The organism is Pseudomonas sp. ADAK21 (assembly GCF_012935735.1).
Taxonomy (GTDB): domain Bacteria; phylum Pseudomonadota; class Gammaproteobacteria; order Pseudomonadales; family Pseudomonadaceae; genus Aquipseudomonas; species Aquipseudomonas proteolytica.
On the sequence record NZ_CP052857.1, the window covers coordinates 2,540,774 to 2,565,209 of the forward strand.

Annotated in this window: 16 protein-coding genes and 1 pseudogene; 7 read left to right on the plus strand and 10 right to left on the minus strand. The window is 61.4% G+C overall.

Going from position 1 to position 24,436, the window contains the following annotated elements:
- Positions 1-5: 5 nt before the first annotated feature.
- The 5 genes and pseudogenes from selO to HKK57_RS27305 form a co-directional block, all read right to left on the minus strand.
- Positions 6-1,469: a protein adenylyltransferase SelO gene (gene selO / locus HKK57_RS11515; RefSeq protein ID WP_169390188.1), complete on the minus strand. Its 1,464-nt coding sequence runs from the start codon at positions 1,467-1,469 to the stop codon at positions 6-8.
- Positions 1,470-1,517: 48 nt separating this feature from the next.
- Positions 1,518-4,856, minus strand: coding sequence for a mechanosensitive channel MscK (mscK, locus tag HKK57_RS11520; protein WP_029299229.1), 3,339 nt, complete (start codon positions 4,854-4,856; stop codon positions 1,518-1,520).
- A 70-nt stretch (positions 4,857-4,926) separates the two neighbouring features.
- Entirely contained in the window at positions 4,927-6,669 is a 1,743-nt protein-coding gene (locus tag HKK57_RS11525) for a potassium/proton antiporter (protein WP_029299228.1), read from the minus strand.
- A 200-nt stretch (positions 6,670-6,869) separates the two neighbouring features.
- The gene (locus tag HKK57_RS27300) at positions 6,870-7,742 is read right to left on the minus strand and encodes a methyl-accepting chemotaxis protein (RefSeq protein WP_408980322.1); all 873 of its coding nucleotides are present in this window, start codon (positions 7,740-7,742) and stop codon (positions 6,870-6,872) included.
- Positions 7,725-8,561: pseudogene (locus HKK57_RS27305) on the minus strand (MCP four helix bundle domain-containing protein); the annotation flags it as partial. The pseudogene HKK57_RS27305 and the gene HKK57_RS27300, both read right to left, overlap by 18 nt.
- Positions 8,562-8,769: 208 nt before the next feature.
- Here HKK57_RS27305 and HKK57_RS11535 point away from each other — a divergent pair.
- The gene (locus HKK57_RS11535; protein ID WP_029299225.1) at positions 8,770-9,000 is read left to right on the plus strand and encodes a hypothetical protein; all 231 of its coding nucleotides are present in this window, start codon (positions 8,770-8,772) and stop codon (positions 8,998-9,000) included.
- Positions 8,997-9,290, plus strand: a complete 294-nt coding sequence (locus HKK57_RS11540) for a cell division protein ZapA (protein ID WP_029299223.1) — start codon at positions 8,997-8,999, stop codon at positions 9,288-9,290. The genes HKK57_RS11535 and HKK57_RS11540 overlap by 4 nt, the downstream gene beginning before the upstream one ends.
- Here HKK57_RS11540 and HKK57_RS11545 read toward each other — a convergent pair whose 3' ends face one another.
- Complete coding sequence (locus HKK57_RS11545; protein ID WP_169390190.1) at positions 9,291-11,093, minus strand: acyl-CoA dehydrogenase; 1,803 nt, start codon at positions 11,091-11,093, stop codon at positions 9,291-9,293. It lies immediately after the preceding gene.
- Positions 11,094-11,605: 512 nt separating this feature from the next.
- Positions 11,606-15,559 (minus strand): trifunctional transcriptional regulator/proline dehydrogenase/L-glutamate gamma-semialdehyde dehydrogenase, encoded by a 3,954-nt coding sequence (gene putA, locus HKK57_RS11550; protein ID WP_029299219.1) that lies wholly within the window; start codon positions 15,557-15,559, stop codon positions 11,606-11,608.
- A 29-nt stretch (positions 15,560-15,588) separates the two neighbouring features.
- Here putA and HKK57_RS11555 point away from each other — a divergent pair, with 29 nt between their 5' ends.
- Both HKK57_RS11555 and putP read left to right on the plus strand, forming a co-directional pair.
- On the plus strand, positions 15,589-15,843 hold the full coding sequence (locus HKK57_RS11555) for a hypothetical protein (protein WP_081041809.1): 255 nt from the start codon (positions 15,589-15,591) through the stop codon (positions 15,841-15,843).
- Positions 15,844-16,017: 174 nt separating this feature from the next.
- Positions 16,018-17,502, plus strand: coding sequence for a sodium/proline symporter PutP (putP, locus tag HKK57_RS11560; RefSeq protein WP_029299217.1), 1,485 nt, complete (start codon positions 16,018-16,020; stop codon positions 17,500-17,502).
- A 99-nt stretch (positions 17,503-17,601) separates the two neighbouring features.
- Here the strand turns inward: putP and HKK57_RS11565 are convergent, their stop codons facing one another.
- Both HKK57_RS11565 and HKK57_RS11570 read right to left on the minus strand, forming a co-directional pair.
- Positions 17,602-17,991, minus strand: a complete 390-nt coding sequence (locus HKK57_RS11565) for a hypothetical protein (protein WP_169390191.1) — start codon at positions 17,989-17,991, stop codon at positions 17,602-17,604.
- Positions 17,981-18,928 carry a hypothetical protein gene (locus tag HKK57_RS11570; RefSeq protein WP_070996500.1) on the minus strand — a complete coding sequence of 316 codons (948 nt, stop codon included), beginning with the start codon at positions 18,926-18,928 and terminating at the stop codon, positions 17,981-17,983. The genes HKK57_RS11565 and HKK57_RS11570 overlap by 11 nt, the downstream gene beginning before the upstream one ends.
- A gap of 358 nt (positions 18,929-19,286) precedes the next feature.
- Here HKK57_RS11570 and tssI point away from each other — a divergent pair, with 358 nt between their 5' ends.
- Entirely contained in the window at positions 19,287-21,311 is a 2,025-nt protein-coding gene (tssI, locus tag HKK57_RS11575; protein WP_169390192.1) for a type VI secretion system tip protein TssI/VgrG, read from the plus strand.
- Complete coding sequence (locus HKK57_RS11580) at positions 21,308-22,021, plus strand: DUF4123 domain-containing protein (RefSeq protein WP_169390193.1); 714 nt, start codon at positions 21,308-21,310, stop codon at positions 22,019-22,021. Before tssI ends, HKK57_RS11580 begins: the two co-directional genes overlap by 4 nt.
- A 1-nt stretch (position 22,022) precedes the next feature.
- Here the strand turns inward: HKK57_RS11580 and HKK57_RS11585 are convergent, their stop codons facing one another.
- A complete protein-coding gene (locus HKK57_RS11585; protein WP_169390194.1) occupies positions 22,023-23,291 on the minus strand; it encodes an O-acetylhomoserine aminocarboxypropyltransferase/cysteine synthase family protein in 1,269 nt (422 codons plus the stop codon).
- Between the two features lie 250 nt (positions 23,292-23,541).
- Here HKK57_RS11585 and HKK57_RS11590 point away from each other — a divergent pair, with 250 nt between their 5' ends.
- Positions 23,542-24,378: a 23S rRNA (adenine(2030)-N(6))-methyltransferase RlmJ gene (locus tag HKK57_RS11590; protein WP_070996495.1), complete on the plus strand. Its 837-nt coding sequence runs from the start codon at positions 23,542-23,544 to the stop codon at positions 24,376-24,378.
- Positions 24,379-24,436 lie beyond the last annotated feature (58 nt).

The following is a 24,436-nucleotide window of genomic DNA, read 5'->3' on the forward strand; positions in this document are numbered from 1 at the left end:
AAGAGCTATGACGAACAACTGATCTCCAAATGCTTGCCCCAATCGGGCGGCCGCTGGGCGTACTGCTCCATCCCTGCCTGTTCTTCAAATGGCTTGCTCAACACCTCATGCAGCCTGTGCACTTCGCTGTAGTCGCCGGACTCGGCGGCGGTGATGGCATTTTGTGCTAGGTAGTTGCGCAGGATGTACAGCGGGTTGACGGCGTGCATCCGCTCGCGGCGTTGTGTCTCGCTGGCATTGCCTTCGCGTTCAACCCGCGCCTTGTACTCGTCGGCCCAGGCATCAAAGCCCGCGCGGTCGACGAAGTCATCACGCAACTGCGCCACGGCCAGTGCGGCGGGCTCATCCCCCAGGCGGCGGAAGAACAAGGTGTAGTCCACGCTGCTGTTTTGCATCAGTTGCAGCAAGCGCTCTACCAGTTTCTGGTCGTCGTCTTCGGCAGTGGTCAGGCCCAGGCGGCGGCGCATCAGGTCCAGGTAGTGGGCCTGGTAGAGCGGCAGGTACAGGCCCAGGGTTTCGCGCAGGGCTTCAACGCTGATATACGGCGTCAATGCCTGGGCCAGGGCACTGAGGTTCCACTGGCCGATCGGTACCTGATTGCTGAAGGAATAGCGGCCTTCATGATCGGAGTGGTTGCAAATGAAATGGGCGTCGAAGTCATCGAGGAAGGCAAACGGCCCGAAGTCGAAGGTAATACCCAGTATCGACATGTTGTCGGTGTTCATCACCCCATGGCAAAAGCCGTAAGCCTGCCACTTGGCGATCAGCTCGGCGTTGCGCTCGACAATCTCGCGGAACATCGCCAGGTACGGCTCGGGTTGCTCCTGGCATTCGGGGAAGTACAACTTCAGCACGTGTTCGGCCAGTTGCTGGTGCAACTCGGTTTTCTGGGTGTAATAGAAGTATTCGAAGTGCCCAAAGCGGATATGGCTCGGCGCCAGGCGCAGGACCATGGCCGCACGTTCCTGTTTTTCGCGCCATACCGGGGTGTCGGAGCCGATCACGCACAGGGCGCGGCTGCTGGGGATACCCAGGGCGTGCAAGGCTTCGGAGGCGAGAAACTCGCGGATCGAAGATCGCAGTACCGCGCGGCCATCACCCATGCGTGAGTAAGGTGTTTGCCCCGCGCCCTTGAGGTGCAAGTCCCAGTGTTCGCCGGCCGCGTTATATACCTCGCCCAGCAGCAAGCCGCGACCATCCCCCAGTTGCGGGTTGTAGGAGCCAAACTGATGCCCCGAATAGACCATCGCCCGTGGTTCGGCCTCGGCCCACAGCTTGTGGCCACCGAACAGTTCGGCGAACACCGGTGTCTGGGCGACGGCTGGGTCGAGATCAAGCAGGGCCATGGCGGCACTGCTCGCCACCACCAGCCGTGGCGCGTCGATGGGCTCGGGCAGTACGTGGGTTGAGAAACCATCGCCCAGGCGGGCGAAGCGGTTGTCGAAGGTCAGGTCGTCGAGGGCTTTCACCGGCCATCTCCAGCAGAATGTCCGAGCATTCTGCTGGGGATAAAGCGGTTAGTCGAGTTTGGTCGGCGGAGTGGGTTGTGGCGAGCCGTCATTGGCCGGCTTGCTCAGGGGTTCGATTTCCACCAGTTTGTATTCCTGGCCGTGCAGGTTCTTCAGGTAAACCTCCATCTGCCGGAACGAGATATTGATGCTCTGCTTCTTGAATTCACGATTGATGAAGCGGTTGACCTCATCGATCACCGGGTTACGGTCGCCCAGGTCGCGCACATGCATGCGCAATTCGTGGTCCAGGGTACTTTCGCCGAAGTTGAGGAAGTACACGTGGGGTTCCGGGTCTTTCAGGACGCGCGGGTTATCCCTGGCGGCCTTGAGCAACAATTCCTTCACCAGGTCCAGATCGGAGCCGTAGTCCACGCCGAGCTTGAGAGTGACCCGGGTGATGGTGTCGGTCAGCGACCAGTTGATCAGTTGCCCGGTGATAAAGGTTTTGTTCGGGACAATGATGTCCTTGCGGTCAAAGTCGGTGATGGTGGTGGCGCGGATGCGGATCTTGCTCACCGTGCCCGACAGGTTGCCGATGGTGATGGTGTCGCCGATGCGTACCGGGCGCTCGAACAGGATCATGATGCCGGAGATAAAGTTGGCAAAGATCTCCTGCATACCGAAGCCCAGGCCCACCGACAGTGCGGCCACCAGCCATTGCAGCTTGTCCCAGCTCACCCCGAGGGTCGACAGGGTCGACACAAAACCCACACCGGCAATTACATACGACAGCAAGGTGGTGGTGGCATAGGCGCTGCCCTGGGCTAGGTCAAGCTTCGACAGCACCAGCACTTCCAGCAGGCCCGGCAGGTTGCGCGCCAGGGCAAAGGTGATACCGATGATGATCAGCGCGCCGAGCATGTCGCCGATGCTGATGGGCACCATGCTGATATTGGCGCCGGTACCGCTGGTGTATTCGTAGAGGGTGACGTTGTCCAGGTAGGAGAACACCGAGATCAGGTCGGACCAGACCCAGTACAGCGCCGCAATAAAACCGCCGAGCAAGGCCAGGCGAATCAGGCGCATGGATTGTTCGTTGACCTGCTCGATATCCAGGGTCGGTTCCTCGATCACCACTTCGCCGTCGCCGGCTTCCTTGGCGGCCTGGCGCTTGGCCAGTGCGCGGGAGTAGGCCAGGCGCCGTGCGGCAACGCCCAGGCCACGGACGAAGGTGGCTTCGATCACCAGCCAGAACATCAGCAGGTACAGGGTGTTGATCAGGCGGTCGCTGAGTTTGAGCGCGGTGTAGTAGTAGCCAAAGCACACGGCAATAAACAGCGCGATGGGCAGCGCGGTAAACGCGACGCCGACGACCTTGCGAAACAGTGAGGCTTTTTCATGGGTCGGGCTGTTGAGCAGCAGGCGGCTGAGCAGCCAGGCCATCAGCCCATAACAGGTGAGGACCACGGCGATGCCCAGCACATCATCGGCCAGGGCCGCCGGTTGATGCTCGGCGATGGACACCACGGCCACCAGCGCCAACACCACCAGCCCCAGTTTGCGGATCCAGCCCTGGAGGAATTCGACCTGGGGTTTTTCCCAGCGGAAATGCAATTCGGCCACGCCACCCGGCGCGAGGATCCGGTAGGCGGTGTAGAACACCAGCCACGCCTGGGCGATCTGCACCAGGGCCATGCCCAGGTTGGCGTTCTGCCCACGCGCATCGATTTGCAGGGCATAGCCGCACAGCGCCAGGCCGAGGGTCACGGGCAAGGCCAGCAGGATATTCACCAGGATCGCGACCGGGGTGTGCCACTGGCTGTCACGCTTGAAGTGACCGATATCCATGTGGATTTTCTTCAGCCGGTCATACAGGTTGCTGCGCCGCCACAACAGTGCGCCGATCAGCAGCAGCAGGGGCAAAAACAGCAACGGGCGCTGGGCCAGGCCGTCGTACAGTTCGCTGAGGCTGGAGGCCCAGGGCAGGGTGTCGACCTGTTTGCTCAGGCGGTTGGGCACGCCTTCGAGCCATTCGACGTCCAGCGGTTTGTTGCTGGGGATCCAGAACATCTGTTCGTCGAGGGTCGCGCGCAGGCTGGCGGCGGTGCTGAGCAGTTGCTTCTGGTTCAGTTGCAGGGTGATGGATTCGTTGAGCAGCGAGCTCAGTTCCCGGCTCAGGCGTTCGAGCAAGTCGCTGCGGGTCACGGCCAGTTCCAGCAGGGTGCGGCGCAGCTGTGGCGTGACCTGGTCCTCTGGCTGGTCGGCCAGCAGGTTGTCGACGTAGGCGCTCGGTGAACTGATCAGCTCGCGCTGCTGGTTGACCTCGAATTGGTACAGGCGAATGTTGGCGATATCGTCGGCCAGGTCGCGATCGACTTTCAGGCGCGGCAAGGCCTGCTTCTGCTTATAGAGGATTTTCGATAGCAGCAGGCTGCCCTTGAGCACGTTGATCTGCTCGTCCAGGGCCGAATCGCTCTGGGTCACATTGTCCAGCAACTGTTTGGTTTGCAGGTTCTGCTGGGTCAGCTCATTGAGCCGGTCAGTGCTTTTGAGCAGGTAGTCGGACAGCTTCAGGTTGGCTGCGCTTTCCGTGGCCAGCAGGCTGCTGCCGCCGGCCTTCTGTGCCTCGATGGACTGCTGGGTCACAGTTTCCTGGGACTGGGCCAGGCGTTTCTGGTTGATCAGGGTTTGCAGGTCCTGGATTTCCTGCTCCAGGCGCGCGGTTTTTTCCACCGCCAGGTCATGCTGGCTGTTGCCCAGGTCTTGCAGTTGGCTGTTGCCGGCCAGTTCCTGGCGGCGCAGCGGGATCAAGGCGTTGAGCGCCGCCAGTTCGGCGTTCAGCAGGTTGCGCTGGTCGCCATTAAGCGGTTTGCCATTGTCCTTGCCGGCCTTGAGGATGCTGTTGATTTGCTGGATGCGCGTCTGGCTGTTGCTGATTTCGGTCTGGGCGCGCTCGGGGCGGGTCTGGGCGGCGATGCTCAGGCTGTTGGCGTCGGCCAACTCCTTTTGCAGGTCGCCTTGCTGGGTGCTGCGCTGCACCAGCAGTTGTTCGAGCTGCGGCACCGGCAGGCTGGCGTAGCGTTGGGCCACCGGGACAACCTTGGTGCCCTTGAGCCGGGCCAGTTCACGGGCGTTTTCCGTGGTCTGGCGGGGTGCATCTTGCAATTGGCGCTTGAGATCGCTCAGGCGTTGCTCGTAGTCCTGCTTGTTGCCCAGCAACGTCAGGGTCTGCTGCAAAACGTTCTGCAGCGCCTTCATGTCGGCGTCGGGCAGTTTGCGGTCCGGCAGCTTGTCCAGGGTCTGTTGCACACTCTCGATGCTTGGCGGGTCGGCGGCGAACACGGGGCTGACGCAGAGACTCAGGCCCAGCAAGGCAGTGGCTAAAAAAGTGCGCAGGATTGTCATAGAGACCGGTCGAACAAGATGAAGAATAGGGGGCGTGCTGATGGCCATTGGCACACCGTCGCCCCGCAGTTTAGAGGAAGAGTCCGGGGGCCGGGCGACTTCCTTCGGGGAATCTGACGCCGACTTTGCCGATCTTGTTCCCGTCCATCACGGCGACTGTCCAAATGGTGTTGTTCCACTCCACCTGGTCGCCGACGATGGGGGCGCCACCGACCTTTTGCGTGATGAACTGGCCCAGGGGCATATCCGGATCGATACCGTCGAGCTTGAGCCCGTACAGCGCCGACACCGCGCCCAGTTGCGCATCGCCTTCGAGCACGAAGTCGCCGAAGAAGCGCAGGTCCAGGCCCCGTTGCGGCGCCTGGCTGAACAGTTTGCCGAGGGCGGCGAGGTTGTGCTCATGGCCGATCACGCACAGCAGGTCGTCGGCCTCCAACACCGTACTACCCGACGGATGGAGCAGTTGCTGGCCGCGAAACAGTGCGGCGATGCGCGTGCCCTCGGGCATTTTCAGCTCGCGCAGGGCGGCGCCGATGCACCACTTTTCGGCGCCCAGGCGGTAGACGAACAGCTCCCACTCGCTGGTGACGTGCACTTCCAGGGCCGCCCGGGAGATCGGCGCGGGCTCGGGCGGTACCGTCACTTTCAAAAGCTTGGCCACCCACGGCAGGCTGGTGCCCTGCACCAGCAACGACACCAGCACGATAAAGAACGCCAGGTTGAAATACAGCTGGGCGTGGGGCAGGCCGGCCATCAGCGGGAACACCGCAAGAATGATCGGTACCGCGCCGCGCAGGCCGACCCAGGCGATAAATACTTTTTCGCGGCCGTGGAAGGCCTTGAACGGCAGCAGGCCAACCGCCACTGACAGCGGCCGGGCAAACAGGATCATCCACAGCGCCAGGCCCAGGGCCGGCAGGGCGATGGGCAGCAGGTCGTGGGGCGTGACCAGCAGGCCCAGCACCAGGAACATGCCGATCTGCGCCAGCCAGGCCATGCCGTCGAGCATATGCAGGATGCCGTGGCGGCTGCGCACCGGACGGTTGCCGATCACCAGGCCGCACAGGTACACGGCGAGGAAGCCGCTGCCGTGCAGGGCATTGGTCAGGGCAAACACGAACAGACCGCCGGCGATCACCAGGATCGGGTACAGGCCGTTGGCCAGGTTGATCCGGTTGACCAGTTGCAGCATCAGCCAGCCGCCGCCCAGGCCGATAATGCCGCCGATGCCGAATTCGCGGATCAGGTGGGTCAACAGGCTCCAGTGCAGGCCGGTCTGGCCGCTGGCGAGCATGTCGATCAGGGTTACGGTGAGGAACACCGCCATTGGGTCGTTGCTGCCGGATTCGATTTCCAGGCTGGCGCTGACCCGTTCGTTCAGGCCCTTGCCGCCCAGCAGCGAGAACACGGCGGCGGCATCGGTGGAGCCGACGATGGCTCCGATCAGCAGGCCCTGGATGATATTGAGGTCAAACAGCCAGGCCGCCGCCATACCGGTGAGGCCGGTGGTTATCAACACCCCCACGGTCGCCAGCGACAGGGCTGGCCACAGTGCCACGCGAAAACTCGCGACCCGTGTGCGCAAGCCGCCATCGAGCAGGATCACTGCCAATGCCAGGTTGCCCACCAGGTACGCGGTCGGGTAGTTATCGAAAATGATCCCGCCGCCATCGACGCCGGCGATCATGCCCACGGCCAGGATGATCACCAGGATCGGGATGCCCAGGCGGGACGAAAGAGAACTCACCAGAATGCTCGCACTTACCAGCAACGCGCCGATCAAGAACAGGCTGTTGATGGTCGTCGCATTCAAAGGCAGTACTCCGGAAATAAGGCGAGGCGCAGTCTGACCATGCAGTCTGCGTGCCAGCGATTCTAACCTGTTGAATTGCTGCGCTGTCAAAAAGCTTTTGTAGGAGCTGGCTTGCCTGCGATGGCAGCGCCTCGGTGAATCAGGCTCACCGCGGCGCTGCCATCGCAGGCAAGCCAGCTCCTACAGGGGGTGACTGTATTTCAGAGGCGGAAACGCCCCACCATCCCATTCAAATCCACCGCCAGGCGCGACAACTCGCTGCTGGCCGCACTGGTCTGGCTGGCGCCCGTGGCCGATTGCACCGACAAGTCGCGGATGTTCACCAGGTTGCGGTCCACTTCCCGCGCGACTTGCGCCTGCTCTTCGGCGGCGCTGGCGATCACCAGGTTGCGCTCGTTGATCTCGATGATCGCGCTATTGATGGTATCCAGGGACATCCCTGCGCCTTTGGCGATATTGAGTGTGGATTCGGCGCGCTCGGTGCTGTTGCGCATCGAGTCCACCGCCTGCTCGGTACCGGCCTGGATACTGCCGATCATCCGTTCGATCTCACTGGTCGATTGCTGGGTGCGATGGGCCAGGGCCCGCACTTCATCGGCCACTACCGCAAAACCACGCCCGGCTTCCCCGGCACGCGCAGCCTCAATGGCGGCGTTCAGGGCCAGCAGGTTGGTCTGGTCGGCCAGGCCGCGAATCACGTCGAGCACCTTGCCGATATCCCGCGACTCTTCGGCCAGCGCGCCGATCAGCGTGGCGGTGCCCTGCACATCGCCGCTCATGCGCTCGATGGCGCTGACGGTTTCCTGCACCAGGTCGCGACCATCACCCGCCGAGGCCGTGGCGTTTTTCGAGGCTTCGGAGGTGCTGACCGCATTGCGCGCGACTTCTTCAACGGCGCTGGTCATCTCGTTGACGGCGGTGGCCGCCTGTTCGATCTCGTTGTTCTGCTGGGTCAGGCCACGGGCGCTTTCGTCGGTGACGGCGTTCAGCTCTTCGGCAGCGGAGGCCAGTTGGGTGGCCGAACCAGAAATGCGCTGCAGGGTGTCGCGCAATTTCTCCTGCATTTTATTCATTGCGCGCAACAGGCGGCCGGCTTCGTCATCGCCATCGACCTTGATCGACTGGGTCAGGTTGCCCTCGGCAATGTGCTCGGCGGCGTCCAGGGCTTGGGCGATGGGTAGGGTGATGCTGCGGGTCAGCAGCCAGGCAAACAGCACGGTCAGTGCGGTGGCCAGCACCAGCAGGGCCACCACCAGGTCAAAGGCCGAGTCATATTGATCGGCAGCCTTTTGGTTGGTGGCATTGGCCATGCTGTTGTTGAGGTCCAGCAGGCGCGCGAGGGCCGCGTTGATCTGCTCGGAGTTGCTCAGCAATTGCGTGTTGAGCAGGGTGCGCAGTTCTTCTATCTGGTTGCTGCGCGACAGGCTCTTCATCCGCTCTTCAATCTGGTGGTACTGGCCCAGCAGGCGTACGTACTCCTCGTAGGCCGAGCGTTCCTCACGGCTTTCGATCAGCTTTTCATAAGTGCCCTGGGCCGTACGAATCTGCTGGTTGCGCAGTTCAAAGGCTTCCAGGGTCTTCTGTTGTACGTCTGGCTCGCGGTTGGTCAGCAGGCGATAAGACAGCACGCGCAGGCGCAGGGTCAGTTGGGTAAAGTCCTCGAGGGCGCGAATGCTCGGCACGCTGCTCTGGGTGATGTCTTCGGCGGCCCCACGGATCTTGCTCATCTGGTTCAGCGCAAAAATACCGAGAAACAACATCAGCGCACCAATGCACGCGAAGCCGAGAAACGCGCGCGGCGCGATATTCATATTACGAAGAGACATGAGTGGTCCTGGGAGAGGCGCGATCCGTGCGGCTTTGAGGCGGGGTAAGCATGACCTATCGGACATGCGACCAAAGTCTTGAGGGGCTGTGCGCTTTTGTCGCACCCGGCACGGATTGGCAGGGATTCAGGAACCAGATGGCGTAAATGCAGTCACTAAGGCTCCACAGCGTGGCCTGACCCGTGAAATCAGGGCTGCGCGCCAGGATAACCCTGGCTTCCACGGTGAATTTTCTTTATCGTCACCGCCCTTTGAAAAAGCCCGAGAATTCAAAATGTTAGAAACATCCCTCAGCCAACTGGAACAACTGGTCAGTGACCTGGTGCAGCAGAATCAAGCATTGCTGGGCACCAACGAATCCCTTAAGGCGGAACTGGCCCGCGCCAAGGATGAGAACGACAGCCTGCAACTGAACCTGATGGAACAGGAAGAAAAACAGGGCGCCACCGCCGCCCGTATCCAGGCGTTGGTTGAGCGTGTGAGCGCAGGTCCTGTGAGCGCATGAGTGAAGGGATAAAGGTCGTTTCGATTCTCGGTGAGGATTACTCGATCAAGGCACCGGACGGGGAAGACAACACCCTGCTCAAAGCCGTGACCATGCTCAAGGCGTCATTGGCCACCACCAAGCAGAAGTACCCGACCCTGATCGGCGACAAACTGCTGGTGCTGGCGGCGCTGAATCTATGTGCCGAACAGATCGACATGCAGCAGCGTCACCAGCAGGAACTCGACCGTTACCAAGAGCAAGTCAGCGCCACGGTCGATGTGATTTCCAAGGCCATCGGCCAGCCCTGATCAGAACCATTCATCCTGCATGGTCAGGCACGTATCGTCCCGTGCCTGCAGGATCGACAGTTCATGATGGCAGCCCGGTACCTCCCAGGTCAGGAAGTACCGGGCCGCTTGCAGCTTGCCCTTATAGAAGGCCACATCCGCTGCATTGCCTTTGGCCAAGCCTTCTTCGGCGCGGATCGCCTGTTCCAGCCAGCGCCAGCCAATCACCGTATGACCAAATACTTTCAGGTACAGCGCCGAGTTCGCCAGGCTGCTGTTGACCTTGCCCTGGGCGAGATCCGTCAACAGCCCCAGGGTCACGCTTTGCAGGCTCGCCACCAACTGTTCCAGTGGCTCGCGCATGGCCGTGAGTGACGGGTATTCCTGGGCCCGTGTGCCGGTCTCGGCGATCAAGCGAACCAACTGCTTCAAACCCGCGCCGCCGTTTTGCGCGAGCTTGCGCCCCAGCAGGTCCAGGGACTGGATGCCGTGGGTGCCCTCGTGGATCGGGTTCAGGCGGTTGTCGCGGTAGTACTGCTCTACCGGGTATTCACGGGTGTAGCCGTGGCCGCCGAGGATCTGGATCGCCAGTTCATTGGCCTTCAGGCAGAACTCCGAGGGCCAGGACTTGACGATCGGGGTCAGCAGGTCGAGTAACTCATGGGCCTGCTTGCGTCCGGCCTCACTGTCCAGGGTGGTGGTGTCATCGAACAACCGTGCCGCGTACAGGCCCAGGTCGAAGGCACCTTCCACATAGGCTTTTTGCGTGAGCAGCATGCGCTTGATATCGGCGTGCTGGATGATCGACACCGGTGCGGTGTTCGGGTCCTTGCTGTCGGGCAGACGACCTTGCGGGCGTTCCCGGGCGTACTCCAGGGAATACAGGTAACCGGCGTAGCCCAGCATCACCGCGCCCATGCCGACGCCAATCCGCGCCTCGTTCATCATCTGGAACATGCAAGCCAGGCCCTGGTGTGGCTTGCCCACCAGATAGCCGACACACTCGCCGTTATCGCCGAAGTTCAACGCCGTGGAGGTGGTGCCGCGCCAGCCCATCTTGTGGAACAACCCGGCCAGCAACACATCGTTGCGCGGGCCCAGGCTGCCGTCATCGTTGACCAGGAACTTGGGCACGATAAACAGCGAAATGCCCTTCACCCCGGCCGGTGCGTCCGGCAGTTTGGCCAAGACCATATGTACGATGTTTTCCGACAGCGGATGATCGCCGCCAGAGATAAAGATCTTGTTGCCCTTGAGCCGGTACGTGCCATCCGCCGCCGGCTCGGCGCGGGTGCGGATATCCGACAGCGACGAACCGGCATGGGGTTCGGTCAGGGCCATGGTGCCAAAGAACCGGCCTTCGATCATCGGTTGCAGAAAGCGTTGCTTCTGCTCCTCGGTGCCAAAACTCTCGATCAGATTGGCCGCGCCCATGGTCAGGAACGGGTAGGAAGTAGAGGCCGCATTGGCTGACTGAAAGTGCGCAAAACACGCTTGGGACAGCAGGGTCGGCAGTTGCATGCCACCGGCTTCGAAACTGCGGGCTGCATTGAGAAAGCCCGCTTCGAGAAAGGCATCGACGGCAGGTTTCACTTCCGGGATCAGGATCGCCTGACCGTCTTCGTAGCGCGGTTCGTTCTCGTCACCCTTGCGGTTGTGCGGTGCGAAGTACTTTTCGGCGATGCTGCGCGCAGTGCCAATCGCAGCGTCGAAGGTTTCGCGATTGTGTTCGGCAAACCGCTCGCGCTGGGTCAGGCCCTCGGCATCGAGGACTTCATACAGCTCGAAAGCCAGATTGCGGGAACTGAGGAGCGTCTCGGACATGGCGGCTTACCTATGTGGGAATAGGCCGCAGTCTAAGTGCGCGAATAGAGGCGCGATAGCAAGATTGATCTGGGTGATGGAGCAGCAAAACACAGCGTAAAGGTATGCCGCGGTCAATGTGGGAGCTGGCTTGCCTGCGATGGCGGTGGGCTAGGCATTATTTGCTTGGCTGACACTGCGCCATCGCAGCATAGGTATCTACACAACTTTCAGAAACTGACGAACTCTCCCGTGGCGAGCGGGCTTGCCCCGCGCTGGGCTGCGAAGCAGCCCCAAAACCAGCCGCTGCGGTGTATCTGGTACAACGCATTCGGCTTATTGGGGCTGCTTCGCAGCCCAGCGCGGGGCAAGCCCGCTCGCCACAACTGCACTATCTGCCTGAATTTAGGCGTTGCGGCAAAGTTGTGTAGATACCTATGGCCATCGCAGGCAAGCCAGCTCCAACAGTTATCCGGTGTAGGCAGCCTTGATGCAGCGGGGCACCCATTGCGGGTGCCCCACTTTGGCATTGATCAGCCGATCGTCATCAAGCTCGCATTACCGCCAGCCGCAGCGGTGTTGACGCTCAACGCGCGCTCGATCACCAGGCGCTCCAGCGCAATGTTGGTTTCGCCCGAAGACAAGCCGTTGACCCCGACAATCGCGCCGCTGCGCTGGGCCACTTGCTGGCACACCCCGCGCAGTTGGTCGGAATCGCCATGGTGCAGGACCGCATCGAAGATCACTTCGTCCTTGGTCCAGTCGGCCACGCGCTGGATCTTCGCCTGAACTTCCTTCGGCAGCCGTGGGAACAGCGCTTTGGTCAGGTCAGATTCCGGCCACACCGCCGAGCTACCCACCGCCAGTACGGCTGCCAGTTGCGCCAGCAGATCGCCTTCCAGGTCTGCCAGGCACAGTACGTGCTCGCGGGGCAGGATGGCGTAGCTGTTGCGTTCGCCAGTCGGGCCGGCCAGCAGGCGTGTAACACCGCTTTGCGATTGCGCGGCAAACTGGCTGCACAGCACGGCCAGGTCGCTGAACTTATTGCTTTCGGCCCAGGTTTTCAGGGCGGTCAACGGTTGGCTCATGGCGTCACGCAGGCGCACATCCGGCGCAGCCAGTGCATCACCACGTACGAAGGATTGCTCGATCGCATCGGTAGGACGGGTCGACAGCAGGCGGTACAGGTACAGCGGGCCACCGGCCTTCGGACCGGTGCCCGACAAGCCTTCGCCGCCGAATGGCTGCACGCCGACCACGGCACCGACGATGTTGCGGTTGACGTACACGTTACCGGCGTGGACGTTGTCGATCACCTTGGCGATGGTCTCGTCGATACGGGTGTGCACGCCCAGCGTCAGGCCGTAGCCCGAGGCATTGATCTGGCCGATCAACTGGTCGATTTCCTTGCGCTTGTAGCGCACCACGTGCAGTACCGGGCCGAAGATCTCCCGTTGCAGCTCGTCGAAGCTTTCCAGCTCGATCAGGGTTGGCATCACGAAGGTGCCGCGCTTGATTTCTTCGCTGTCGGCAATCGCCACTTGGTACACGGTGCGACCTTTGTCACGCATGGCCTGGATGTGTTTCTCGATACCAGCCTTGGCTTCGGCGTCGATCACCGGGCCGATATCCACGGACAGGCGCTCCGGGTTCCCCAGGCGGCATTCCGCCATGGCGCCCTTGAGCATTTCGATGACGCGGTCTGCCGAATCTTCCTGCAGGCACAGTACACGCAGGGCCGAGCAACGCTGGCCGGCACTGTCGAAGGCCGAGGAGACAACGTCGATCACCACTTGCTCGGTCAGGGCCGAGGAGTCGACGATCATCGCGTTCTGGCCACCGGTTTCGGCGATCAGCGGGATCGGGCGCCCCTGGGCATCCAGGCGACCGGCGACGTTACGCTGCAGCAGGCGCGCCACTTCAGTGGAGCCGGTGAACATCACGCCTTTGACGCGATCATCACCCACCAGGCGGGCACCCACGCTTTCGCCCTGGCCCGGCAGCAGTTGCAGCACGCCTTGCGGAATACCGGCTTCCAGTAGCAGGCGCACGGCTTGCGCGGCGACCAGCGGGGTTTGTTCGGCCGGCTTGGCCAGGACCGGGTTACCGGCGGCCAGTGCAGCGGCGACTTGGCCGCTGAAGATTGCCAGCGGGAAGTTCCACGGGCTGATGCACACCACTGGGCCCAGTGGGCGGTGGGCGTCGTTGGTGAAATCGTTACGCGCCTGCACCGCGTAGTAACGCAGGAAGTCCACGGCTTCACGCACTTCGGCGATGGCGTTGGCGAAGGTCTTGCCGGCTTCACGGGCCAGCAGGCCCATCAGTGGCTGGATCTCACCTTCCATCAAGTCCGCGGCACGTTCCAGGATCGCGGCGCGTTCGGCCGGTGGGGTGGCCTGCCAGATCGGAGCGGCATTGAGGGCGCACTGGATCGCATTGTCGACGTCTTCGACGGTGGCTTCCTGGACATGGCCGACCACATCACGCAGGTCGGAGGGGTTCAGCACCGGCGCAGCGGGTTCATTGCTGGAGGCGCAACCGAGCATCGGCGCGGCTTTCCAGTTGTTGTGCGCGGTGGCCAGCAAGGCGCAGGACAGCGACGCCAGGCGGTGTTCGTTGGCCAGGTCGATACCGGCCGAGTTGGCACGCTCGCTGCCATACAGGTCACGCGGCAGCGGGATACGCGGGTGCGGCAGGCCGAAGCCGCCTTCCAGCGTCGCCATCTGCTCGATGCTGGCCACTGGATCGGCCACCAGCTCCTGGATCGAGATGGATTGGTCGGCGATACGGTTGACGAACGAAGTGTTGGCGCCGTTTTCCAGCAGGCGACGCACCAGGTAGGCCAGCAGTGTTTCGTGGGTACCGACCGGAGCGTACACGCGGCACGGACGGTTCAGCTTGCCTTCGGAGACCTTGCCTACAACCTGTTCGTACAGCGGTTCACCCATGCCGTGCAGGCACTGGAACTCGTACTGGCCGGGGTAATAGTTCTGGCCGGCAATATGGTAGATGGCCGACAGGGTATGGGCGTTGTGCGTGGCGAACTGCGGGTAGATGACTTCCGGTACCGACAGCAGCTTGCGTGCGCAGGCGATGTAGGAAACGTCGGTGTACACCTTGCGGGTGTAGACCGGGTAGCCTTCCAGGCCTTCGACCTGGGCGCGCTTGATTTCGCTGTCCCAGTACGCGCCTTTTACCAGGCGGATCATCAGGCGGTGACGGCTGCGGCGCGCCAGGTCGATCACGTAGTCGATCACGTACGGGCAGCGCTTCTGGTACGCCTGGATCACGAAACCGATGCCGTTCCAGCCGGTCAGTTGCGGCTCGAAGCACAGGCGCTCGAGCAGGTCCAGGGACAGTTCCAGGCGGTCGGCTTCTTCGGCATCGATGTTCAGGCCGATGTCGTATTGCTTGGCCAGCAGGGTCAAAGACAGCAGGCGCGGGTACAGCTCCTCCATCACGCGCTCGTACTGGGCGCGGCTGTAGCGAGGGTGCAGGGCCGACAGCTTGATGGAAATGCCCGGGCCTTCATAAATCCCACGGCCATGGGAGGCTTTGCCGATGGAGTGAATAGCTTGTTCGTACGATGCCAGGTATTTCTGGGCGTCGTGTTCGGTAAGTGCGGCTTCACCGAGCATGTCGTAGGAATAGCGGAAGCCCTTGGCTTCGAACTTGCTGGCGTTGGCCAGGGCTTCGGCGATGGTTTCGCCGGTGACGAACTGCTCGCCCATCAGGCGCATGGCCATGTCGACGCCCTTGCGGATCATCGGCTCGCCGCTCTTGCCGATGATGCGGCTCAGGGATGAGGTCAGGCCGGCCTCGTTATGGGTGGCGACCAGTTTGCCGGTCAGCAGCAGCCCCCAGGTGGCCGCGTTGACGAACAGCGACGGGCTGTTGCCCAGGTGCGGATGCCAGTTGCCGGTGCTGATCTTGTCGCGGATCAGTGCGTCACGGGTGCCCTTGTCGGGGATACGCAGGAGGGCTTCGGCCAGGCACATCAGTGCCACGCCTTCCTGGGACGACAGGGAGAATTCCTGCAACAGGCCCTGGACGATACCGGCACGGCCGCCGGCGCTCTTCTGGTTGCGCAGTTTTTCGGCAATCGAGGCGGCCAGCTTGTTGGTGGCTTCGGCCATCTGGGCCGGCAGGCGTGCCTGCTCGATCAGCATCGGTACCACTTCCGGCTCGGGGCGACGGTAAGCAGCAGTGATCGAGGCGCGCAGCACCGATTGCGGCAGGATGCTCTCGGCAAATTCGAGGAAGCACTGGTGGGCGTGGTCGTTCTGCACCTCACCGGCGTCGTCTGCGTCCTTGATGCCCGAACCGTTGAGCTCGGTCAGGGTTGCACCACCCTCGAGTTTCTCCAGGTAATTGAAAATTGCCTGCTTGATCAGCCAGTGCGGCGTGCGATCAATGGAGGTCGCGGCGGCCTTCAGGCGTTCGCGGGTCGGGTCATCGAGTTTGACCCCAAGGGTGGTCGTAGCCATATTTTTATCCTCATGGGTGCCACTACTGCGTGGCATCAGCTGGCGGCAAGATTAGCTTTGCGCAGTACGAGGTGCAACCGGGTGCAACCCATTTTCTTCACGAAATCCGCGCTGCTCGTCAGAATTCATTTTCAGTCGACGGAATCGGCTTGGTATTGGTGCATTTACTTCTGGATTTGGCTGTTCTTGCTCCGAAAAGGAGCAAAAACCCGCCGTTTGCCGAAAATCATCCCTGGGTGCAACTTATTCTCACGAAACTGGTTGCACCTTATTTGCTTTGTTGAATAGCATTCGCGCCCAAGGTGCAACCAACTGCAAGGTTCGGTTCATCGGCTGATGGCTTTCCTGGGGAAACGTCAGTCATAAATGCGCGGCATGCAGTTTCGTCTACAAGCTACTCTCTTGTAGGTGGGCTGACAGACCGCCGCTACATAAAAACAAAGCCAGGGCGTAACTCAATGAGCGTAAGTAATCCAACCCTGATCACATTTGTGATCTACATCGCGGCAATGGTGTTGATTGGTCTGATGGCCTATCGCTCCACCAATAACCTTTCCGATTACATCCTCGGTGGTCGCAGCCTCGGCAGCGTCGTCACCGCACTCTCGGCTGGCGCCTCGGATATGAGCGGCTGGTTGTTGATGGGCCTGCCAGGTGCCATCTACATGTCGGGCCTGTCGGAAAGCTGGATCGCCATCGGCCTGATCGTCGGTGCTTACCTGAACTGGTTGTTTGTGGCCGGTCGCCTGCGCGTGCAGACCGAACACAACGGCGACGCCCTGACCCTGCCGGATTACTTCTCCAGCCGCTTTGAAGACAAAAGCGGCCTGCTGCGGATTATCTCGGCAGTAGTGATCCTGGTGTTCTTCACCATCTACTGTGCGTCCGGCATTGTTGCGGGTGCCCGTCTGTTCGAAAGCACCTTCGGCATGTCCTACGGGACGGCGCTGTGGGCCGGTGCTGCGGCGACGATTGCCTACACCTTCATCGGTGGTTTCCTGGCAGTAAGCTGGACAGATACCGTACAAGCCACGCTGATGATCTTCGCCTTGATCCTCACGCCAATCATCGTGCTGCTGGCCACCGGCGGCGTCGATACCACGTTCCTGGCTATTGAAGCGAACGATCCAACCAACTTCGACATGCTGAAAAACACCACCTTCATCGGCATCATCTCGCTGATGGGCTGGGGCCTGGGCTACTTCGGCCAGCCGCACATCCTCGCGCGTTTCATGGCGGCGGATTCGGTCAAGTCGATTGCCAATGCGCGTCGTATCTCCATGACCTGGATGATCCTGTGCCTGGCCGGCACCGTGGCTGTAGGCTTCTTCGGTATTGCCTACTTCTCGGCACACCCTGAAGTTGCAGGTCCTGTGACCGAAAACCCTGAGCGTGTGTTCATCGAACTGGCCAAGCTGCTCTTCAACCCATGGATCGCTGGCGTGCTGCTGTCGGCCATCCTGGCTGCCGTGATGAGCACCCTGAGCTGCCAGTTGCTGGTGTGCTCCAGTGCCCTGACCGAAGACTTCTACAAGGCTTTCCTGCGCAAGGGCGCTTCCCAGCTTGAATTGGTATGGGTAGGTCGCATCATGGTGCTGGTGGTTGCGCTGATCGCTATCGCGATGGCCGCTAACCCGGAAAACCGTGTACTGGGCCTGGTGAGCTACGCCTGGGCCGGCTTCGGCGCCGCGTTCGGCCCTGTGGTCCTGATCTCGGTACTGTGGAAAGGCATGACCCGTAACGGCGCACTGGCCGGTATCCTGGTCGGCGCGATCACCGTGATCGTGTGGAAACACTTTGAGTTGCTGGGTCTGTACGAAATCATCCCAGGCTTTATCTTCGCCAGCCTGGCGATCTACTTCGTGAGCAAGATGGGTGCCCCGACTGCCGGTATGGTCGAGCGCTTCACCGCTGCCGAGAAAGACTACAACCTCAACAAATGAGGCGTTCATCCAGGCCTTGATGGCCCGCTGAACTGAAAAAGGCCCGCATCCCTGGATGTCGGGCCTTTTTTGTTTCGCGTGTTTGCTCTGACCTGGGTTTCACATGTTCAGTTGATCACTGAAGTAAACGGTCATTACACCTATCGCTCCGGCTACGCCGATCAAATTCATCCCGTGAAGTGCGAGTTTGAAGCGGCGAGGAAATGCTTGTACCTGCGGTAAATCGATAATGCCTCGCCTGGCGTTTAGCTTGGGTAGGGCGATAGCTACATAAACTGAAGCTAACCTGGCCATTCGTTCTCGTGGAGAGGTCCCCCAATAGTTACTGTGGAACGCAATAAATCGACACTTGCTTAGATGGCTTTCCATAATCTCCAGTTTTCGGTAGGCCAGGAAAAATCCGACACATAGGGCTGCAAGTAGTGAGAGTGACGAACCCACCACAACAATCGATCTCAATGGGAGGCTCAGAAAGTAGTCAATACTCATACAGAATCTCTCCAGCGGCCTCTCCGAAATATCCTCCTGCACTCCCTCCAGCCGCACCTGCTGCTCCACCAAGGACCAATAGACAGCTTAGTGAAAGCGGACCGGTCGTGGGGCCTAGTATGGCGAAGCAAAGTGTTGTTCCGGCAAAACCGCCAAGAACTCCCCCGGTAACGCCCAGGGCTAGTCTGCTAACTTCCACATATTTAGATTTCCTGCACCGCTCTTCTCTACCAGTAGAACACGCCTCCTTAATTTCCAACGCCGTCGAAGTCGTACTCAACGCAATCCCCAGCGGCGTGCCATTCTTCAGCAGTTTCGCGGTCTTTGAAATCCGAGCAACGGTCTCGGCATACCGGCTGATTTCCCCGGTGTGCAAATAACTCCTTGTGGATATTCCCAGCATTTTCTTGATCGAGCCCTCATTACGTAAACCCGTGCCATATCGGGCGAGCCCGCGCATCTGCGACTCCAGTTTGGCGAACAAGGCTTGGCGTCGAGCCAGGAAATCATCGCGTACCGTGCCCCCGCCCTGGCGCAGGGACTGTTTGTGCAGGGCATCAATGTCTTCAAGGGTTTTGCCAATGCCTTGCAGATGGCGGCCCCAGGCATCCCCCGTCGTGCCTATCCCCAGCGAAGCGTAGCCCAGCAGTTTTTGCAGCAGGTCATAGTTGTGCAAGGCAAAAGCATCGCCGCCTTCGGTCATCAGGCTATGACGAATGTTCCAGGCCGCTTGCGCCAGCCGGGCTTCTTCCAGGGTGCATGCCATGCTGGTGTCGTTGCCGATAATCACCAGTTGTCCCGGTAGCACCATGACATTACGAATGTGGGTGTTGAGCGCATCGAACTTGATGCCGGCTTGCTTGCTCAAGCCTAAACTGGCCTTGAGTTGCGCTGTGCTTTGTGGTCGGTCATTGATAAATCCATAGGGCTGAGTCATGGGCAATGTCTCAGCAATTTTTGTTGGTATCGGGGCGGTTGAAAGCAGGGTGATGGCGCGCCATGCAAGCAGTCCTTTTTGAAGGCAGATGGCGCAGCAATTTAAGGATTGGCGGTGCGCCTGTCGTGCGTGTAGCGCCTGAATTTGCGGGGCTTTTGCTGCTTTGGGAAATGGGCTACTCAATCTCTTCCGGTGTCTTACAAAAAACGGCGGATGGGACCGTTTCAGCCGGGGATGCCTCAGATATGCAGAATCAGTCCTTTAGGCTGTAGGGATTAACTGAATTGCTTGCAGCGTACGCCGCTCGGCAAATGGCTGGTGCAGAATCCCAGGCCTTCCACTTGCAGAGAAACACCGGATGTTCGCTCCTGCCAATCAAAGTGCGTTTAGCCTGACCGTCGACGGCCGGTCCAGTGATCTCAAGGTCCTGGCATTCAAGGGCGAGGAGGCGATCAGCCAGCCCTATTGTTTTGATATTGAACTGGTCAGCGAACAGCCGGACCTGGATCTGGAAGACCTGCTGCACCGCCAGGCCTTTCTCGCCTTCGATACGCTGGGCCATGGCATTCACGGGCAAATCCAGGGCGTTGCGCAAGGTGACTCGGGGCAGCGCCTGACCCGCTATCAAGTGAGCCTGGTGCCGCAACTGGCGTACCTGCAACACAGTGCCCACCAACGTATTTTCCAGCACAAGACGGTGCCGCAGATCGTCAGCCTGGTGCTTGAAGGGCAGGGCATCCAGCGCGATGCCTTTGAATGGCGCCTGGGTACGGATTACCCCGAACGTGAATACTGCGTGCAGTTCGATGAGACCGATCTGGCGTTTATCCAGCGCCTGTGTGCCGAACTGGGGATTCACTATCACTTTCAGCATTCGCCGGAGGGCCACCTGCTGGTGTTCGGTGATGACCAGACGGTGTTTGCCCAGGCGGATCAGCCGACAGGCTATGCACCGGGCTCAGGGATGGTTGCGGCGGTGCCGGTGATCAAACGTTTCAACGTGCGCCTGGAGGCGCGGACCACCGGGGTCAACCTGCGCGACTATGACTTTCGCAAGCCACGCCTGGTGCTGGAAAGCGCCGCCCTGGGCGAGCAACTGCCAACGCTGGAGGCCCAGGGCTATCCCGGGCATTTCACCGACCGTGGGCAGGGCAAGCATCTGGCGCAGCGGGCGTTGGAGCGTTACCGCAGCGATCAGCGCCAGGCCCGGGGTGAGGGCGACCAGGCGGCGTTGGTCAGCGGGCAGTTCCTCAAGCTGGCCGATCATCCGCGCCAGCAATGGAATGGCCTGTGGCTGGTGACGCGGGTGATCCATCAGGGCAGGCAGCCGCAAGTGCTGGAGGAATCCGTGGGCGTGGTGGACGAGCAGGGTTACCGCAACGAGTTTTTCGCCACGCCCTGGGACGTGCCGTTTCGCCCGCCGCTGCCTGAGGCCAGGGCCCCGCTTGCCGGATATCAGAACGCCGTGGTCACGGGGCCCGCGGACAGCGAAATCCATTGCGACGAGTTCGGCCGGGTCAAGGTGCAACTGGCCTGGGATCGCCACGGCCAATCCGGCGAACATTCCAGTTGCTGGCTGCGGGTCGCCAGCGCCTGGGCCCATGAGCATTACGGCAGCGTGACGATCCCGCGGGTGGGCATGGAAGTGCTGGTGGGCTTCGTCAACGGTGATATCGACATGCCGCTGGTGGTGGGTTGCCTGGCCAACGGCGCGACGCCGGTGCCCCTCGACTTGCCCGCGGACAAGACCCGCAGCATCCTCCGCAGCCAGAGCAGCCCGGGAGGTGGCGGCTATAACGAGCTGCGCATCGAAGACCGCAAGGGCGCCGAGCAGATCTACCTGCGTGCCCAGCGCGACTGGACCCAGCACGTGCTCCATGATTTGCGCGTGCAGGTGGATCACCAGCGCCATGTGCAGGTGCGCGGCGAGTCGCACCACGAATTGCACGGCCAGGAGCAGCGGATTACCCACGGCAACCGGCTGACGGAATTGAAGCAGGACGATCATCTGGTGATCGCGGGGCAGCAGCAGGTGCACGTCGCACGTTATGCGCTGCAGGCGGGTGAGCAGATCAGCCTTGGCGCGGGCCAGCAAATGGTGGTCGATGGCGGTGCCAGCCTGACACTGCAGGCCGGGGGGCAATGGATCACCCTGTCGGCGGCAGGGATTTTCAGTAGCACGCCGATCCAGCTGGGTGGTGCGCCGGCGGCGGCCGTGGCGCCATCAGCGTTGCGCCCGGGCGTGCAGGAAACCCTGCAGGCGGCGTTGAGTGCCGCGCAGGTGTTCAGCCTCAAGCGCAGTGCGCCGTTCTGCGAGGAATGTGAGCGCTGCAAGAATGGTGTCTGTGATACCCCGCAGCATCGGGTTGGAGGCTTGCGATGATGACCCCGCGTGAATGGCTGGCCCAGGAGCCGCTGCAGGACGGCGAGCAGGTGTTTGTCATCCTGGCCAGCACCAGCGAGTGCCAGCCGGTGGCGGCCTGGCGCCAGGCGGATGGCGGGCCGCTGAGCCCGGTGTGGGCCGGCAGCGAGTACGGCGCCTGGGGTGAGGTGATGCCCTATGTGGCGTTGGTCAGTGAAAGCAGTGGGTTTCTCGATTGGGTGGCGCGGTGTACTGCTAGCGATTGGGGCTGGCTGGGTGTTTCCTCCAGCCCGTTGCCCACAGTGGTTGACCATCTCGCCAGCCTGACCAAGGTGCGTTTGTCCGAGGGGCAGGAGGTGTTCTTTCGTTTCTGGGATGGCGGCTATCTGCTGCCGATCCTGCAAGCGCTGGGGCCTGGGGCGGGGGAGGTGATTCCCGTATTTCGACGCTACTGGATCAATGGGCAGCTTCAGCACGTGCCGGGCATGGTGGTGGGGGCGGCGAAGAAAAGTCCCTGGTGGAATGTGCCGGCCACCCTACTCAAGCAGCTTGGCGAGCAGTCCAGCGTGACCCTGGTGGACAACCTGCTGCAATGGCTGGCCCAAGAACACCCCGACCTGCACGACGCCTTCGCACCCGCGACCTTGAAGCACAAGGTCGCGTACTTTGTGCGCCAGCCCTACGCCGGGGACCAGGCATTGGTTGCCTACCTGGCCGGCGAGCGGGGGTGAGTCAGGCGTTCAGGGATTGCTGCAAGTCATCGAGCAGGTCTTCAATCGCCTCGATGCCTACCGACAGGCGGATCATCTCCGGACGCACACCGGCCTTGGTTTGCTCTTGTGTATTCATCTGCCGGTGAGTGGTGGAGGCCGGATGGCAGGCCAGGGATTTGGCATCGCCGATATTCACCAGGCGCTTGAAGATTTGCAGCGCATCGTAGAAGCGCACCCCGGCTTCATAGCCGCCTTTGAGGCCAAAGGACAGGATCGCCGAGGGTTTGCCCTGCATGTACTTTTGCGCCAGATGATGGTGCGGGTGATCCGCCAGGCCGGCGTAGCTGACCCATTCCACCTGTTCGTGGGCCTGCAGGAACTGCGCGACTTTCAGCGCGTTCTCGGTGTGGCGCTCCATGCGCAGGGCCAGGGTTTCCAGGCCCTGCAGCAGCAGGAAGGCGTTCATCGGCGCCAGGGCGGCGCCGGTGTTGCGCAGCGGCACGGTGCGGGCCCGGGCAATAAAGGCCGCCGGGCCGAACTTTTCGGTGTAGACCACGCCATGGTAGGCCGGCTCCGGCTGGTTGAGGCCGGGGAATTTCTGCGGGTAGTCGGTCCAGGGGAAGGTGCCGCTGTCGACAATCACCCCGCCCAGGGAGTTGCCATGACCGCCGACATATTTGGTCAGGGAATGCACGACGATGTCTGCGCCAAACTGGATCGGCTTGCACAGGATCGGCGTGGCGACGGTGTTATCCACCATCAGCGGTACGCCGCGGGCGTGGGCAGCGTCGGCCAGGGCCTGCAGGTCGACGATATTGCCGGCCGGGTTGCCGATACTCTCGCAGTACACCAGCTTGGTGTTTTCGTCGATCAGTTCGGCGATGGCTTGGGCCGAGTCATCGCGGGCAAAGCGCACGTCGACGCCAAAGCTGGGCAGCAGGTGGGCGAACAGGGTGTAAGTGCCGCCGTACAACTGGGGGGTGGAGACGATATTGTCGCCGGCGCGGGTCAGGGCCTGGATGGCATAGTGGATTGCCGCGCTGCCTGCCGACACAGCCAGGGCCGCGATCCCGCCTTCCAGCGCCGCCATGCGCTGTTCCAGCACGTCATTGGTGGGGTTCATGATCCGCGTGTAGATATTGCCCGGCACGTCGAGGTTGAACAGGTCGGCGCCGTGCTGGGCGTTATCGAACTCGAAAGCGACGTTCTGGTAGATCGGTACGGCGACGGCCTTGGTGGTCGGGTCCGATTTGAAACCGTGGTGCAGGGCGAGGGTGGCGTCTTTCATGGTGCTGTTTGACCTCCTTGGATTGCATGGGCAGCCCGGATAACGGGGGAGCTGGCTTGCCGGCGATAGCATCACCGCAGCGTATGGGTAATACCCCGTAGCCTGCATCGCGGGCAAGCCCGCTCCAACATAACCGGCTAGAACGTTTTCGGTGTTGCCCCTGCGTTTGCGGCATAAGCACCGCCTGGCATGCAGCCCTGCACCTTTGCCCGCGTAAAAGGTAAACTTCGCCCCCTGCGCAGGAGCAACCATGAATTATCGTCACGCCTTTCACGCCGGCAACCACGCCGATGTCTTCAAACACCTGACCTTGACCCGCCTCATCGCCCTGATGTCGCGCAAGGAGCAGCCGTTTGCCTATCTCGACACCCATGCCGGGATCGGTCTGTACGACCTGCAAGGCGACCAGGCCAACCGCACCGGTGAATACCTGGAAGGCATCGCCCGCCTGTGGGGCGAGGCGGACCTGCCGGCGCTGACCGCTGACTACATGCAGGTGCTGCACGAGATGAACCCGGATGGCCAATTGCGCTATTACCCAGGTTCGCCAGAACTGGCGCGGCGCCTGACCCGGCCGCAAGACCGCGTGCTGCTCAACGAAAAACACCCGGAAGACGGCGTGCTGCTCAAGGACAACATGAAGGGCGACCGCCGCGTGAAGGTCCATCTGGGCGAAGGTTGGCATGTGCCACGGGCCTTGCTGCCGGTGCCGGAAAAGCGTGCCTTGATGTTGATCGACCCGCCTTTCGAAAAACTCGATGAGATGCAGCGCTGCGCCGCCTCCCTCAAGGAAGCCGTGGGCCGCATGCGCCAGACGGTCGCCGCGATCTGGTACCCAGTGAAGGACCAGCGCATGTTGCGCCGCTTCTATCAGGACCTGGCCGGCACCGGCGCGCCAAAGCTGCTGCGCGTGGAATTGCTGGTGCATCCGCTGGACACCCCCAACACCCTGACCGGCTCGGGCCTGGCGATTGCCAACCCGCCGTGGGGCCTTGAGGAGGAGTTGCGTGAGCTGCTGCCGTGGCTGTCGAAGAAACTGGGACAGACCCAGGGTGGGTGGCAGATGGATTGGCTGATTGCCGAATAACGGCATCAAGTCGGTCACAGAACAAATGTGGGAGCGGGCTTGCTCGCGAAAGCGGTGT

Coding starts and splice junctions, on each gene's coding strand:
- mscK (WP_029299229.1), bottom strand. CDS start 4,856: ATGACAATCCTGCGCACTTTTTTAGCCACTGCCTTGCTGGGCCTGAGT.
- HKK57_RS27300 (WP_408980322.1), bottom strand. CDS start 7,742: ATGAATAAAATGCAGGAGAAATTGCGCGACACCCTGCAGCGCATTTCT.
- HKK57_RS11535 (WP_029299225.1), top strand. CDS start 8,770: ATGTTAGAAACATCCCTCAGCCAACTGGAACAACTGGTCAGTGACCTG.
- HKK57_RS11540 (WP_029299223.1), top strand. CDS start 8,997: ATGAGTGAAGGGATAAAGGTCGTTTCGATTCTCGGTGAGGATTACTCG.
- HKK57_RS11545 (WP_169390190.1), bottom strand. CDS start 11,093: ATGTCCGAGACGCTCCTCAGTTCCCGCAATCTGGCTTTCGAGCTGTAT.
- putA (WP_029299219.1), bottom strand. CDS start 15,559: ATGGCTACGACCACCCTTGGGGTCAAACTCGATGACCCGACCCGCGAA.
- putP (WP_029299217.1), top strand. CDS start 16,018: ATGAGCGTAAGTAATCCAACCCTGATCACATTTGTGATCTACATCGCG.
- HKK57_RS11565 (WP_169390191.1), bottom strand. CDS start 17,991: ATGAGTATTGACTACTTTCTGAGCCTCCCATTGAGATCGATTGTTGTG.
- HKK57_RS11570 (WP_070996500.1), bottom strand. CDS start 18,928: ATGACTCAGCCCTATGGATTTATCAATGACCGACCACAAAGCACAGCG.
- tssI (WP_169390192.1), top strand. CDS start 19,287: ATGTTCGCTCCTGCCAATCAAAGTGCGTTTAGCCTGACCGTCGACGGC.
- HKK57_RS11580 (WP_169390193.1), top strand. CDS start 21,308: ATGATGACCCCGCGTGAATGGCTGGCCCAGGAGCCGCTGCAGGACGGC.
- HKK57_RS11585 (WP_169390194.1), bottom strand. CDS start 23,291: ATGAAAGACGCCACCCTCGCCCTGCACCACGGTTTCAAATCGGACCCG.
- HKK57_RS11590 (WP_070996495.1), top strand. CDS start 23,542: ATGAATTATCGTCACGCCTTTCACGCCGGCAACCACGCCGATGTCTTC.